Origin of the sequence: Pseudomonas sp. QLc11A (assembly GCF_052112305.1) — a bacterium.
Classification (GTDB): Bacteria; Pseudomonadota; Gammaproteobacteria; order Pseudomonadales; family Pseudomonadaceae; genus Aquipseudomonas; species Aquipseudomonas laurylsulfatiphila.
The window spans coordinates 84,280-97,440 of sequence record NZ_JAVAJJ010000004.1 but is presented as its reverse complement, the minus strand read 5'-3'; the positions used below and the strand labels follow the sequence as shown (position 1 = coordinate 97,440).

Sequence of the window (13,161 nt, the reverse complement as noted above, 5' to 3'; positions counted from 1 at the left end):
TTCGCCAACCTGCGTACAGCTACCACCCTTTGTTTGGCGACACTGAGTGGTGGTTCACCTCAATTCAAGGAATCACTCATGAAAGAATACATGGCTTTAACCAGCAACGCCGACGACCTCCCCTCGCTGTTCGTCAACACCACACAACCTCTGCACTCACTCTCAGCACCGCCAGTTACCGCATCCGAGCGGTAACGCAACTCCTCGAAAACCTCGCAATGCGCGGCGACCTGACCTCTGACACCTTGGTGCTGAGCGACTTCGCATTGCTCTGCTGCGTGCCGTTGCGCGATGGTTGCGATGTGCTAGATGTGATCGCTCGACGTATGGATGCAGAGCCGTCCTAAGATTGCACCGGGCGGCATGCTGTTGTGGCGAGGGAGCTTGTCGGATCGCCGCACCGTCCCGTTGGACTGCGCAGCAGTCCCTGTTCGGGGTCGCTTCGCGACCCAACGGGAGCAAGCTCCCTCGCCACAGGTGCCTTCACTTATCATGTGAACACTTCAACAGAGCAACCCGAACATGACCCAAAACATCTACGACGACCCTCAGTTCTTCCATGGCTACAGCCAGATGGCCCGCTCCATCGGCGGTCTCGATGCCGCGCCGGAATGGCCGGCACTGAGGGCCATGCTGCCGCCCATGCAGGGCTTGAAGGTGGTGGATCTCGGTTGCGGTTACGGCTGGTTTTGCCGTTGGGCCAGTGGGCAAGGCGCTGACAGCGTGCTCGGGCTGGATGTTTCGGAAAAGATGCTGGAGCAGGCGCGCAAAACCACCGCCGCATCAAACATCCGTTATGAGCGCGCCGACCTGGAAGCCCTCGATCTGCCGGCTGGCGGTTTCGATCTAGCCTACAGCTCCCTCGCACTGCACTACATCAAGGACTTGCCGGGGTTGTTCGCCAATGTCCACGCGGCGCTCAAGCCAGGTTCGCCGTTCGTGTTTTCCATCGAGCACCCGATCTTCATGGCACCACGTAATCCTGGCTGGATCATCGATGCCGAGGGCCACAAGCGTTGGCCGGTGGACGGTTATCAGCGTGAAGGCGAGCGCGTGACCAACTGGCTGGCCGAGGGTGTGATCAAGCAGCATCGCACCATTGGCACCTTGCTCAACCTGCTGATTGCAGCGGGTTTCAGCATTCGCCATGTCAACGAATGGGGGCCGAGCGATGCCGAGGTGGCGGCGCAACCGGCGCTGGCCGAAGAGCGCGAGCGGCCGATGATGATGTTGGTCGGCGTTCAGCGCTGAGCCACGCGCGTATCTTTTGCGTATAGATCCCGGCACGGGAATAAAGAAACCGTAGCGCGGCGTTGAGCCCGGAAACAGATCCCTTATTCTCCCGGCTCATCCTTCACCCCGAGATCGACATGCACAATTCAGAGTTGGGAATCATGATCATTTCTTTGATCGGGTTGTTCGGCTTTGCCTCATTTGCTTTTGAATACTTGAGCGCCCGACGCTCGAAAAAAAAGTAGGAGCCAGCCTGCTGGCGATGGTCGTCAACGATAACGCGGGCGAACTGGATAAACGCGGCGCACTCGAGTCCTTCGCTGGCAAGCCAGCTCCCACAGGTATTGCGCTATCCATGTATCCCGGGAATACATGAAGAGCCTGAAAAAGGGACGGAAGATACTCATCAACTGTCCCTTTTTCGCATCAGCGAGTCGCGACGATAAACAGTCGCGGGAACGGCAACAGCACCGACCCATCGGCCAAGGCCGGATACGCCCGCTCGATTGCCGCCTGGTATTGCTTCAGATACTGCGCCCGCTCCGCCTCGTCCAGCGGTTCCAGAAACGGCCGCAAGCCACTGCCCTTGAACCACTCCACCACGCCAGACGCGCCGCCCGCGAGCGGATGATGGTAGGTGGTGCGCCACACATCGACGCGCGAGCAACAGGCCTTGAGTATCGAGTAATAACCACTGGCATCGGCCATCTCGGTCCGCTGCCCGGCTGCGCCTGCCAGTTTGCCGACCCATGGACCATCAGCGGCGACCTCACGCATCAAACGGTGCGAGTGCTCATTGAGGTTGTCAGGCATCTGGACGGCCAGGCTGCCTGCGGGCGCAAGCTTGCTCACCAGCGACGGCAGCAAGCTTGCGTGATCCGGAACCCACTGCAATACAGCGTTGGCGAAAATCACATCGAAGGGGCCTGCGTCGTTCCAGGTGTCGATATCGGCGATGTCGAACTGCACCTGCGGCAAGCGCTTGCGTGCGGCCTCGATCATGTCGGACGAACTGTCCAGGCCTCGGACGGTGGCGTTGGCAAAACGCTCGACCAGCAACTCGGTGGAGTTACCGGGACCACAACCGATATCGATGGCCGAACGCACATCCCCGACGGGGATGGCCGCCAGCAAGTCACGGGCGGGACGGGTGCGTTCATCTTCAAAAGCGACGTACTGTTTGGCGGACCAACTCATTGCGTTTTCTCTCCTGTCGGTGCGTTGTCCTGGTCGAGGCCAGCAACCGGATCGCTACGATACCTCGACTGACAAACACTGCTCCATTCCACTTTTGGTGGGAATCTTCGCTAAGCATGTCAAAAAAAAACCGGCGTGATTAGCCGGCTTTTTTTATTTGATACGGGCCTTAATCGTAATACCCGACAGTTTTCTTCAAATGATCGGAGTACTCGTAAATGTCATCGACGGAATTGATTGCATGCCGGGTTTCATTCTTCTCTTCGTCAAATATGCCGATATATTTCTGCGATCGGTTGAAGTGCAGTCGGCAGATCGGTTTACGGTTGTTGTCATCGAGCAGGATGCCAAAGTAACTCTGTGTGTCGCGCTGAACAATCCGCTTGGCATCAACAACCGACCGAACCACGGCCCGGACGATGTGATAGCCCTCCAGTTCTTCCAATGTCGTCAGAACCTTGTCCTCTGACTCATCTCGAACATCTGTCTGTTCAGAGTCACCAGTAGCGGCTGGTAAAGAGGCCAGCGCAGGCTGGATGGCACCACTCATAGCCGACTTTAGCCTGTCATTGATTTGGTCATTGAGAAACTGCACCACAGCCTTTCTCGTCAGCTCATGGAACTGCTCACGGACCTTCTGAGTAATCACCCCGTCGTAAACCCGCGAAGCAAACACTTTCACAAAATCGTCGTCAGGCTTGCTGACCTGGGATGCAATCACCTTTTTGATTTGGCTGACGTACTTCAACTCACCTGCTGCGCTGATGATTGACTCCACATCGAATGCAGATTTGGTGAGTTTCACCAGTTCTGGGACGGAATACTCGTCGATATCCAGCAGGTCGAGTTCGAGAAACGGCTTCTCGTCCATTTTGTTGGGTGCGTCCAGGTCAGTGAAAAATTTATAGACCTGACCATTGGTGAGAATGGAGATTCGAGCGCTGGTGACATGGAAGTAGCGGAACAGCTGGGAGGCGTGATTGATGTGCAGCGGCTCACCAATTTTTTTGCACTCAATGAGGATCTGAACCTCGCCAGCCTTCATGATTGCGTAGTCAATTTTCTCGCCTTTTTTCGTTCCAATATCGCAAACGAATTCAGGTGTCACTTCCGTCGGATCGAAAACGTCGTAGCCCAGTACCGTACTGATAAAGGGCATGACAAAAGCATTCTTGGTCGCTTCCTCCGTTTGAATGGCAGAGCTCTGCAAACGAACTTTGGCAGCGAGACTTGCTAACTTTTCGAAGAATTCCATGAGTAGCCTCTTTTCCGGTTTCGATCCGTATGAACACATGCTGGCAAATTGACTGCCATTGATACTAGACACAAACCTACACAAAGGAAGATTCCCACCGAGAGATCAGATCTTGCCCACTCCCCCGCTTCAATGGGTTGCAACTCCAACCGAATTTTCGCCCCACTGCCGCGGTCACAAATTCAGGCGTCCTCCCTATAAGGAACACGGTCATGAAGTTCGCAAAAATCGCGCAGAAACTCGCCCTCTGGGCCGGTAGCCCCAAGACGTTCCTGGGAGCGATCACTCTGATCTTTCTGTGGGGGCTGAGCGGGCCGATTTTTGATTTCAACGATACGTGGCAGCTGATCATCAATACCTCGACCACCATCATCACGTTTCTGATGGTGTTCCTGATCCAGAACACACAGAACCGTGACACGGACATTTTGCATTTGAAGGTCGATGAGTTGCTTAGGGTGACGAAAGAGGCGCAGAACGCGATGCTCGGGCTTGAAGCGCTGGACCTCAAGGAGCTGGAGAAGCTGAGGAAGCACTACCGCAGCCTCGGCGAAGGCCTGACCATTGACCTGGACGGCACCGTCGTCCAGGAAAAAGGTCAGCAAAACCTGAATAATTGCTGATGATCAGCTTCTGGCTTGCAGGGCCTTGGCCATTTGCAGATGATTTTGCAGTTTTGGCAGGGTTTCTTCGGCGAACGCCTTGATTTGCGGCACGTCGGTGGTCTGCGCTTCCTGCTGCAACCGTTCGATGGCTTGCTGCGTGGTCTTCACCTGGCTGGCCGTATAGGCCTCATCGAAGGTTGCCCCGTCCATGACTTGTGGCATCAGGGCTTTGGCCTTTTCGACAATTTCTTCGCGCGGCGCTACCGGTAAATCCAGTTGTCTGGCGATTTTCGCCAGGTGCTGGTTCGCCGTGGTGCGGTCGTTGATGACGACGATGGTGTAGTCCTTGACCTCTTTGGACTCGGACTTCTGGTGTGCCAGGCGACTGGCCTCGATATCGGCCATGCCTTGGGCCGACGCATCGTCGATGAATTCGGCAGGGGATTGGGCGAAGACGTTGCTGGCAAACAGGCCCAGTAACGTGGCAATACTGGCATTACATAATCGGGTGGCCATCCGTTTCATGGTCGCGCCCTCCTTTTTCAAATTCAAACGGGAGCTTGCGCTCCCGCTTCTCAATCAAAACCACCTGCATCCATTACTTGGATTTCTGTCCGGGTTTGCGGCCCATATCGGGTTTCGCAGGTTCTTTATCGACAGTCGTGGTGGTGGTTTTCCCACCCTTGCGACCGGCTTCAGACGCCTTCGTTCGATCGTTGGCGAAGTTTCCCGAGTTCGAGTTTCTTGAATTAGGCATGATTCTCTTCCTCTTGGTGATAGTCGCGGCGAGCTGGCGCCCGCATAGAATCTGAATTTGCGCGTCGCAAAAGGTTTAGAAAAATGCGTGGATAGCACGACGAACGGTGTACGGACTATCAGACCATTCGTAGGTGATGCTCACGTTTGGCGCAGTACATCGCCTCGTCGGCATGCCGGAACAACTGCTTCTCTTCGGTGCCGTGATCGGGGTATCGGGCGACGCCGATGCTTGGATGGATGCTCAGGTTGTGCCCGTCCAGACGCAGGGGCCGGGCCAGGACCTGACGGATTTTTCCAACCACGATGTCGGTATCGTCTGCGGCATGAATGCTGTGCAGCAACACCACGAATTCATCACCGCCAATGCGGGCCACGGTGTCGGTTTCCCGCACACAGCCCTTGAGCCGGTTGGCCACCGATTGCAGCAGCATGTCGCCGACCGCATGGCCATGGGTGTCATTGACTTGCTTGAAGCGGTCGAGGTCGACGTACAACAGGGCCATGCGCCCGCCGTCCATGCGGGCCAATTGCAGTGACGCCTTGAGGCGGTCGCGCAACAGTTCACGGTTGGGTAACTGAGTCAGTTGGTCGTACTGGGCCAAATGTTGCAGGCGGGCGTGCAACTGCTTGCGCTCGATGGCCGTCGCGACCTGGGCGCAGACGTACTGCAGCAACTCCTTGTCCTGCTCGGTGTAGCGCTCGCCGCCCGGAACGCTTTTGACGATCAACGCGCCGATGGTGCCGTTCTGCGAGTTCAGCGGCACACCCAGCCAGCAGGGTGCGTTCTGCCCGGTCATCAGCGCTTCGAAGCCGGCAGGCGGCGTGCACGGGTTCGGGTTCGGGGTCAAAAGGATCGGCTGCCCCGTGCGGATCACTTCGGTGCACACCCGCCCGGTCATGGTCCCGGGCAGTTCGGGTTGCGGCTCCTGGTCATCGACGTGATAAGGGAAATTCAGCTGCGCACAATGCTCGTCGTACAGCGCCACGGAAAAATTCAGCGCCGGCAGCCACTCGCCGATGATCATGTGGATGCGCCTGAACAACGCCAGCAGATCCTCCGCCGCGTGGGCCGCTTCGGATATCGCATACAACGCGGCCTGCCGGGATTCGGCCTGCTTGCGTTCGGTGATGTCGCGTGCCACGGCAATGCGCAACTGGTCGACCTCGGACCAACGTGCCGACCAGAGGATGTGCACCACCTGGCCATCCTTGCGCAGGTAGCGGTTTTCGAAGTTGAGCTTGGGCTCGCCGCCCATGATTTCCCGGGCGGCATCAAGGGTACGCAAGCGATCTGCGGGGTGCACCATGTCGATCATCAATTGACCGATCATTTCATCGGCGCAGTAGCCGAAAATGCGCTCGCACGCCGCACTGACAAAGACGAAGCGGCCCTGCTTGTCCACTGCACAAACGGCGTCCAGCAACAGATCGATATAGCTCGCCAGTGGCGCGGAATTACGGTTTTCCATGGTTCAGCGTGGGTGTCCCGATAATGCAGCGCTCATCAATCATCCCTGCCCGGTCGGCCTTGCTTCCTTGTGATCACATTCAAGCCTTGTTCGGCATCAGCCCCGGCAACGCATGGACCAGCGCGTTGATGGCAAAGCCGATGAACATTACCCCGCACAACCGGGTGATCGCCAGTTCATGACGTTGATACAAAGTGCGCACCCGCCGAGCCCCAACGATGCCGATGAGGATAGCGTAGGCGAGCAATCCACCGACAAAGCTCAGACCGATCAGTGCTGGCAGCATTGACCAGTTGAGCAGTTCCGCGCGGCTCGACAACAGCGCCGTGAATGTCGCCACCGCCACCGGATAAGCCTTGGGATTGGTCAGGCCGAACAGAATGCCATGCCAGAACGGCTGCCGCGCCGGACCCTGTGGCGCATCGCCATTGCTGCGCCTGGCGCGCACCGCACGCCAGCCGAGCCAGAACAGGTACAGGCCGCTGAGCACACCCAGCACGTCGAACGCGGTGCTGCCGATCTCCCGCGCACCGACAATCGCGATCAACGCGGTGCTGCACCACACCACATCGCCGAGTAAATGCCCGCACAGAAACCCCGCCCCGGCCCGTCGCCCATGGGCTGCGCCAATGCCGAACACCGCCAGCACGCCCGGTCCCGGGGTGATGCCGTAGATAAATCCCGAGGCAAGCACGGCCATTAGTAGCGATGGGGTCATGGGGCGTCCTTTTGTACTGCTGGGTGAATGGTGGCCAGTCTATATCAGGCCCCGCAACATCGACTTACAGATCGTCGAAGAACTTCATCCCCGCATACGGCCGCTGCCGGCAGGCCGTCAGCCGCGAAGCCAGATCACCTACATGGGCTTCCAGCTTGTGGCCATCCGGGTCGAGGAAGTAGAACGATGCGCCCTCGCTGCGGTTGTCGCGCCACTCCTGCACCCGGGCGGATCGCAGGCGCTCGACGAAACGCGGAAAATCCGCCGCATCGAGGCTGAAAGCGTAATGGGTGTAGTCGGCGGCGGGCTCGGGATCGCGTAACGGGTCTAGGGAGAGGCACAACCACAACCCCGGCAGCGACAGGTAGGCGCCGGTATCCCAAGTGGCGTCGAGGTGCAGTTGCAGGAGGTTCTGGTAGAACGCCACGCTGCGGTTCAGGTCGGTGACGGCGAAGGTCAGGTGGTTGAGGCCTGTGAGCATGGGGGTTAAAGACCTTTGAGGTTTTCAGGTGCGATGCAGGTTTCACTTATGGGGCTGACAACGAAAAACGTCTGAATCTGCACACGGCAGATGAAAGGACTCAACACTACCGCATACCATTTTGTTACGACAAACGAACGAGGCTACCTCCCGTCCTTTGGTGATTTCAGCGAGCATCACCGCCGAAGATAAAACTCATCGGCCCCTGCACCAATCTGCTCATTCAGCCAGTTCAACGCCTGATCCCCGCCCCGCCGCTTGTGCCAGACCAGTACAAAGGTAAACGACGGGATGTGAAAGGGCGGCGGGACGACAATCAGCGACTGTTCATCGATATCGCGCAAGCCGCGCGAGGCGACGGTGAGGATCAGGTCGGTGCCGCTGATGCATTCCGGGGCCACGCTCCAGTGCGGCAGGCTGACAGCCACACGACGACGTTCACGCATTGCGGTCAACGCGCGCTCGATTTCCGGGGTGCCGCTGCCGCGCATTTCCAGCAGCACATGGGGTCGAGCCAGGTAGGTGGGCAGGTCGAGCACACCGTAGGCGGGCAGGCTTCTGCGGTCCACCAGGCAGGCGTAGTGCTCTTCGAACAGCGGTGTGCTGCGCAATTCGTTGGGCATTTCCGGGAACACACCAATGGCGACGTCAATATCACCGTTGAGCACGCCGTCGAGCATGCTTTCGCGGCTGCCATGGCTGATTTGCAGGTCGATGCCCGGCGCATCGCGGCGCAAGGTCCGAATCAGTCCCGGCAGGACAATGGCGGCGCCATAGTCGGACATCGCCAGGCGGAAGGTGCGCCTGGCGGTAGCCGGATCAAACGCGTTCGGCGCCAGCAGCGCTTGCACCTGGGCCAGGATTTCGGCCAGCGGTGCCACCAGCTCCAGCGCTCGCGGCGTCGGCACAAGGCCGGCTCCGGCGCGCACCAGCAGCGGATCGCCGAGCAGGTCGCGCAATCGCGCCAGCGCATGACTGACCGCAGGCTGGCTCAAGTGCAAACGCTCAGCCGCCCGGGTCACGTGTTGCTCGGTGAGCAAGGCGTCGAGGATCACCAGCAGGTTGAGGTCGATACGTCGAAGATCATTCATTTGCTGCATGTTCTAGATAACAAAACGGAATTTAAATCTGCGCGACGAATACTCTAGAGTCCAGCAAAACCTGTTGGAGAACGATCATGAGTACGTTGCATTGGGCCGGCCTGGTGGTGCTGGCAATGATTGCCGGGGCGGTGGTGCCGTTTCAGAGCGCGATCAACGTCAACCTCGGGCGCGGGTTGGGCCATCCGTTGTGGGCGACGCTCGCCTCGTTGCTGGTGAGCGTTGTGGTGTTGTTGCCGATCATCGTTGCGCTGCGCTTGCCGTTGCCTTCACTGTCATTCATCAGCAAGGCGCCGCTTTGGATGTGGGCCGGTGGCGCTTTTGGGGTGTGCTTTATTTCTTTGGCTTTGGTGCTGCTGCCCAAGCTCGGTGCCGCGGGGTTCATGGCATTGGCGCTGGCGGGGCAAGTGGTGGCGTCGTTGTTGCTGGATCACTTCGGCTGGTTTGGATTGATGGAGCGGCAGGTCACCTTGCCCAAGGTGCTTGGGGTGGTGCTGTTGATGGGCGGGGTGGTGTTGATTCAGTTTAGTGACGCTGCGGAAAAAGCGATGACAGCGACGTCTTGAAGATCAAAAGATCGCAGCCTCCGGCAGCGCCTACGGGGATGCGTGGTCCGGGCAGGTGCTGCCGAAGGCTGCGATCTTTTAAAACTTGTCGAGTGTGCGCAACTTCTGCGGCAACCCCCACAGCAACAGCGCCACCGCGATCAGTGCACAGACACCAATGACATACAGCGCTGGCGTGGTGCTGCCGGTCAGGTCCTTGATCCGGCCGACCATCACCGGGCTGACGATGCCACCGAACTGGCCCAGGGTGTTGATCACCGCAATCCCGCCCGCCGCACCCGCGCCGGCACCGGCCAGCAGTTTCGGCGGCAGGGTCCAGAAGCTCGGGATGGAGGCGATGATCCCGGCGCCGAGCAGGCCCAGCGCGACGATCAGGAAGGTCGTGTGGCTGGCGAAGATCCCCGCACAGAAGAACCCGACTGCACCAACGGCCACCAGACCGGCGACAAACTTGCGTCGCTCACCGGAAGCATCGGACAGGCGTCCGATCACCACCATGCTGATGGCACCGCAGATGTACGGGATGGCGGTCAGCAGGCCGATCATCACCGGACTTTCGGTGCCGGCACTGCGGATCAGTTGCGGCGCCCAGAAATTCAGGCCGTAGGACGCCACCTGGATCAGGAAGTAGATCAGCCCCAGTGTCAGGAAACCCGGAATCCGCAGTGCGGCGAGCAACGAGCCACCGCTCTTGTGCGGCTCATGCTGGGCGATGCGGCTGGCCAGCAAGGTCTTCTCCGAAGGCGTCAGCCAATGGGCGTCTTCGATGCGGTCCTTGAGCAGGGTCAGCACCAGCAAACCGAGGCCGATGCACGGCACGCCGCCGAGCAGGAACAGCCAGTGCCAGCCGCGCATTTGCAGCACACCGTCGAGGTGTTGCAGCACCAGGCCCGAGAACGGCGCGCCCACCAGGCCTGCGAACGCCGACGACAGGAACAGCATCGAGGTGATGCGCCCGCGATAGTGCTGCGGGAACCACAGGGTCAGGTAATACAGCACGCCCGGGGCGAATCCCGCCTCCATCGCGCCGATCACGAAGCGCAGCACGTAGAACTGCCATTCGCTGTTGACGAACACCATGGCTGCCGTGGCCAAGCCCCAGGACATCATGATCCGGGCGATCCAGCGCCGGGCGCCGACCTTGTACAGCATCATGTTGCTCGGCACTTCGAAAATCACATAACCGACCACGAACAACCCGGCACCCAGGCCGTACGCGGTGTCGCTCAGGCTCAGGTCAGCCTGCAGTTGAAACTTGGCGAAGCTGATGTTGATACGGTCGAAAAAGGCGAACAGGTAGCAGACCATGATCAGCGGCATCAGGCGCCAGGCGACTTTGCTGACCAGGGTTTTTTCGGTGTCGTGGCTAACAGACGGGCTCGCGCTCGCCTCCAGTGCATTCAGGCTCATTGCGGTTCTCCAGGCGGACTTCCCGTGGGTGTCCGATTGTTTTTGTTGTCTGGTTGTGGCGATTTATTTGGGTGCTTTTCTGTGGGAGCGAGCTTGCTCGCGATGACTGAGTCATATCCAACAATGATGTCTGCTGACACACCGCCATCGCGAGCAAGCTCGCTCCCACAGGGGGTCGTGGTGGATCAGGAGGGGATTGGATGCAGGTCACAGTTGCGCCCGGCCTTGGCCAGTTGCCCCGGTACTTCGTGGCCGAGCAACGCCGACAGTCCTCGGGACAGTTTCAGCAGCAGCGGCAGATCGATGCCGGTGTGAATGCCGACTTCATCGCACAGGTTCACCAGGTCTTCTGTACAGATGTTGCCCGACGCTCCCGGTGCAAACGGGCAGCCGCCGAGGCCGCCCAATGCGGCGTCGAAACGCCGGGCACCGGCCTCGTAGGCGGCCAGCACATTGCACAGACCAAGGCCACGGGTGTTGTGGAAATGCAGGGTCAAATCCGCCGGGGACACCCGCTGCAGCACCCGGCGCACCAGTCGCTCGACCTGGCGCGGATTGGCCATGCCCGTGGTGTCGGCGAGGGTGATGCCCTGGATGCCGAGTTCCTGATAGGCCTCGACGATTTGCAGGACGCGGTCCTCATCGATCGTGCCCTCGAACGGGCAGCCGAAGGTGGTGGCGATGCTGCCGTTGAGACGCACCGGGCTTTCGCCAACGAACCGCACGATCTCGCCGAACGCTGCCAATGAATCCTCACAACGCATGCGCATGTTCGCCAGGTTGTGGGTTTGGCTGGCGGACATCACCAGGTTCAGCTCATCGGCACTGCACGCCAACGCCCGTTGCGCCCCCTTGAGGTTGGGGATCAAGGCGACGTAGATCACCCCCGGCTGCCGGGTAATGCCCTTGAACACCAGCTCGCCATCGCGCAGCGCAGGAATGGCCTTGGGCGACACGAACGAACCGGCTTCGATGCGGCTGAACCCGGCCAGCGACAATTGATCGATCAGGGCAATCTTGTCGTGGGTTTCAACCCAGGTCGGCTCGATTTGCAAACCGTCGCGCGGGGACACTTCCTGCACGATCAGGCTGTCGGAATAATCGCTGATCATTGCACCACTCCTTCGACTTTCAGGCGTTCGATGTCCATCGCGGTGAGGCCCAATTGCGCGAGGATGCCGTCGGTGTGCTGGCCCAGTCCGGGGCCGGACCAGTTCACGCCGCCGGGTGTCTCGGAGAGTTTCGGCACGATGCCCGGCATTTTTACCGTGGCGCCTCCGGGAAGTTCGGCATTGAGCAGCATGTCCCGTGCCTGATAGTGCGGATCGGCGACGATGTCAGCCACTGAGTAGATGCGTCCGGCCGGGACTTCGGCGGCTTCCAGCGCGGCCAGTACCTCGTCGATGGGCAGGCTGCTGGTCCAGTGAGTGATGGCGGCGTCAAGCTGATTGCTTTTGGCGGCACGCCCGTCGTTGTGGGCGAATTCCGGCGCCTCGGCCAGATCGGCGCGGCCGATGGTGTGCATCAGCCGCTTGAAGATCGGATCGCTGTTGCCGGCAATCACCACATAGGCGCCGTCGGCGGTCAAATAGGTGTTGGATGGTGCGATCCCCGGCAAGGCACCGCCGCTGCGTTCACGCACATGGCCGAGCATGTCGTATTCCGGCACCAGGCTTTCCATGACGTTGAACACGCTTTCGGCCAGGGACACATCGACGATCTGCCCGCCGCCCTGCCCGGTCTTGACCCGCAGCAATGACATCAGCGCACCGATCACCGCATGCAGCGAAGCCAGGGAATCACCGAGGCTCACGCCGACCCGAGCCGGCGGCGAACCGGGGGTGCCGGTGGTGTAGCGAATCCCGCCCATGGCCTCGCCTATGGCACCGAAACCCGGGCGATCGCGGTACGGGCCGGTCTGGCCGTAACCGGAAATCCGCACCAGGGTCAGGTTGGGGTTGAGGGCGTGCAACACGTCCCAACCCAGGCCCAGTTTCTCCAGGGTGCCGGGGCGCAGGTTTTCAATCAGCACATCGGCGCTGGTGGCCAGTTGCTTGACCAGTTCGATGCCTTCGGGGGATTTGAGATTCAGCGCCAGGGACTTCTTGTTGCGCGATTGCAGGTACCACCACAGCGAGGTGCCTTCGTGCAGCTTGCGCCATTTGCGCAGGGGATCGCCCTGCCCCATGGCTTCGATCTTGATCACCTCGGCGCCGAACTCGGCCAGCATGCGCGCGGCAAACGGCGCAGCGATCAGCGTGCCGATCTCGATCACCTTGATTGCACTCAGGGGGGCAGTCATCGCGGGGTACCTCTTGTTCTTGGAATATGAGCCAAGGCTAGAGGAGTGATGCCTGAGGAATCCAAC

Annotated in this window: 14 protein-coding genes and 1 pseudogene; 4 read left to right on the top strand and 11 right to left on the bottom strand. The window is 59.6% G+C overall.

Annotated features, from left to right (window positions below):
• The first annotated feature begins 78 nt into the window (after window positions 1–78).
• Both Q8X48_RS08000 and Q8X48_RS07995 read left to right on the top strand, forming a co-directional pair.
• A pseudogene (locus tag Q8X48_RS08000) lies at window positions 79–347 on the top strand (short-chain dehydrogenase).
• A 175-nt stretch (window positions 348–522) separates the two neighbouring features.
• The gene (locus Q8X48_RS07995; protein WP_407800560.1) at window positions 523–1,251 is read left to right on the top strand and encodes a class I SAM-dependent methyltransferase; all 729 of its coding nucleotides are present in this window, start codon (window positions 523–525) and stop codon (window positions 1,249–1,251) included.
• Between the two features lie 408 nt (window positions 1,252–1,659).
• On the opposite strand, the gene tam is transcribed toward Q8X48_RS07995, so the two are convergent.
• Together tam and Q8X48_RS07985 are read right to left on the bottom strand one after the other, a co-directional pair.
• On the bottom strand, window positions 1,660–2,430 hold the full coding sequence (gene tam / locus Q8X48_RS07990) for a trans-aconitate 2-methyltransferase (protein WP_407800561.1): 771 nt from the start codon (window positions 2,428–2,430) through the stop codon (window positions 1,660–1,662).
• A gap of 169 nt (window positions 2,431–2,599) precedes the next feature.
• Window positions 2,600–3,685, bottom strand: a complete 1,086-nt coding sequence (locus Q8X48_RS07985; RefSeq protein ID WP_126049820.1) for a type I restriction endonuclease — start codon at window positions 3,683–3,685, stop codon at window positions 2,600–2,602.
• A 212-nt stretch (window positions 3,686–3,897) separates the two neighbouring features.
• On the opposite strand from Q8X48_RS07985, the gene Q8X48_RS07980 reads away from it, so the two are divergent.
• On the top strand, window positions 3,898–4,308 hold the full coding sequence (locus Q8X48_RS07980; protein ID WP_126049818.1) for a low affinity iron permease family protein: 411 nt from the start codon (window positions 3,898–3,900) through the stop codon (window positions 4,306–4,308).
• 3 nt (window positions 4,309–4,311) lie between these two features.
• Here Q8X48_RS07980 and Q8X48_RS07975 read toward each other — a convergent pair whose 3' ends face one another.
• From Q8X48_RS07975 to Q8X48_RS07950, 6 genes are all read right to left on the bottom strand, one after another.
• Entirely contained in the window at window positions 4,312–4,815 is a 504-nt protein-coding gene (locus Q8X48_RS07975) for a DUF4142 domain-containing protein (RefSeq protein WP_126049816.1), read from the bottom strand.
• 73 nt (window positions 4,816–4,888) lie between these two features.
• Entirely contained in the window at window positions 4,889–5,047 is a 159-nt protein-coding gene (locus Q8X48_RS07970) for a KGG domain-containing protein (protein WP_007976786.1), read from the bottom strand.
• A gap of 118 nt (window positions 5,048–5,165) precedes the next feature.
• Window positions 5,166–6,518 (bottom strand): sensor domain-containing protein, encoded by a 1,353-nt coding sequence (locus Q8X48_RS07965; RefSeq protein WP_407800562.1) that lies wholly within the window; start codon window positions 6,516–6,518, stop codon window positions 5,166–5,168.
• A 79-nt stretch (window positions 6,519–6,597) separates the two neighbouring features.
• Window positions 6,598–7,236, bottom strand: a complete 639-nt coding sequence (locus tag Q8X48_RS07960; RefSeq protein ID WP_407800563.1) for a LysE family translocator — start codon at window positions 7,234–7,236, stop codon at window positions 6,598–6,600.
• A 64-nt stretch (window positions 7,237–7,300) separates the two neighbouring features.
• Window positions 7,301–7,717 (bottom strand): fosfomycin resistance glutathione transferase, encoded by a 417-nt coding sequence (gene fos, locus Q8X48_RS07955; RefSeq protein ID WP_407800564.1) that lies wholly within the window; start codon window positions 7,715–7,717, stop codon window positions 7,301–7,303.
• A gap of 176 nt (window positions 7,718–7,893) precedes the next feature.
• Entirely contained in the window at window positions 7,894–8,817 is a 924-nt protein-coding gene (locus Q8X48_RS07950; protein ID WP_407800565.1) for a LysR family transcriptional regulator, read from the bottom strand.
• 77 nt (window positions 8,818–8,894) lie between these two features.
• Here Q8X48_RS07950 and Q8X48_RS07945 point away from each other — a divergent pair, with 77 nt between their 5' ends.
• Entirely contained in the window at window positions 8,895–9,383 is a 489-nt protein-coding gene (locus Q8X48_RS07945) for a DMT family transporter (protein ID WP_407800566.1), read from the top strand.
• A gap of 78 nt (window positions 9,384–9,461) precedes the next feature.
• Here Q8X48_RS07945 and Q8X48_RS07940 read toward each other — a convergent pair whose 3' ends face one another.
• From Q8X48_RS07940 to Q8X48_RS07930, 3 genes are all read right to left on the bottom strand, one after another.
• Entirely contained in the window at window positions 9,462–10,793 is a 1,332-nt protein-coding gene (locus Q8X48_RS07940) for an MFS transporter (RefSeq protein ID WP_407800567.1), read from the bottom strand.
• Window positions 10,794–10,978: 185 nt separating this feature from the next.
• A complete protein-coding gene (locus Q8X48_RS07935; protein ID WP_407800568.1) occupies window positions 10,979–11,905 on the bottom strand; it encodes a hydroxymethylglutaryl-CoA lyase in 927 nt (308 codons plus the stop codon).
• The gene (locus Q8X48_RS07930) at window positions 11,902–13,095 is read right to left on the bottom strand and encodes a CaiB/BaiF CoA transferase family protein (RefSeq protein ID WP_407800569.1); all 1,194 of its coding nucleotides are present in this window, start codon (window positions 13,093–13,095) and stop codon (window positions 11,902–11,904) included. Before Q8X48_RS07930 ends, Q8X48_RS07935 begins: the two co-directional genes overlap by 4 nt.
• Between the last annotated feature and the right edge of the window lie 66 nt (window positions 13,096–13,161).

Excerpts from the sequence above, each read along its gene's own strand:
- Q8X48_RS07960 (WP_407800563.1), bottom strand. The coding sequence starts at position 7,236 with ATGACCCCATCGCTACTAATGGCCGTGCTTGCCTCGGGATTTATCTAC.
- tam (WP_407800561.1), bottom strand. The coding sequence starts at position 2,430 with ATGAGTTGGTCCGCCAAACAGTACGTCGCTTTTGAAGATGAACGCACC.
- Q8X48_RS07975 (WP_126049816.1), bottom strand. The coding sequence starts at position 4,815 with ATGAAACGGATGGCCACCCGATTATGTAATGCCAGTATTGCCACGTTA.
- Q8X48_RS07965 (WP_407800562.1), bottom strand. The coding sequence starts at position 6,518 with ATGGAAAACCGTAATTCCGCGCCACTGGCGAGCTATATCGATCTGTTG.
- Q8X48_RS07995 (WP_407800560.1), top strand. The coding sequence starts at position 523 with ATGACCCAAAACATCTACGACGACCCTCAGTTCTTCCATGGCTACAGC.
- Q8X48_RS07945 (WP_407800566.1), top strand. The coding sequence starts at position 8,895 with ATGAGTACGTTGCATTGGGCCGGCCTGGTGGTGCTGGCAATGATTGCC.
- Q8X48_RS07935 (WP_407800568.1), bottom strand. The coding sequence starts at position 11,905 with ATGATCAGCGATTATTCCGACAGCCTGATCGTGCAGGAAGTGTCCCCG.
- Q8X48_RS07980 (WP_126049818.1), top strand. The coding sequence starts at position 3,898 with ATGAAGTTCGCAAAAATCGCGCAGAAACTCGCCCTCTGGGCCGGTAGC.
- Q8X48_RS07930 (WP_407800569.1), bottom strand. The coding sequence starts at position 13,095 with ATGACTGCCCCCCTGAGTGCAATCAAGGTGATCGAGATCGGCACGCTG.
- Q8X48_RS07985 (WP_126049820.1), bottom strand. The coding sequence starts at position 3,685 with ATGGAATTCTTCGAAAAGTTAGCAAGTCTCGCTGCCAAAGTTCGTTTG.
- Q8X48_RS07940 (WP_407800567.1), bottom strand. The coding sequence starts at position 10,793 with ATGAGCCTGAATGCACTGGAGGCGAGCGCGAGCCCGTCTGTTAGCCAC.
- Q8X48_RS07970 (WP_007976786.1), bottom strand. The coding sequence starts at position 5,047 with ATGCCTAATTCAAGAAACTCGAACTCGGGAAACTTCGCCAACGATCGA.
- Q8X48_RS07950 (WP_407800565.1), bottom strand. The coding sequence starts at position 8,817 with ATGCAGCAAATGAATGATCTTCGACGTATCGACCTCAACCTGCTGGTG.
- fos (WP_407800564.1), bottom strand. The coding sequence starts at position 7,717 with ATGCTCACAGGCCTCAACCACCTGACCTTCGCCGTCACCGACCTGAAC.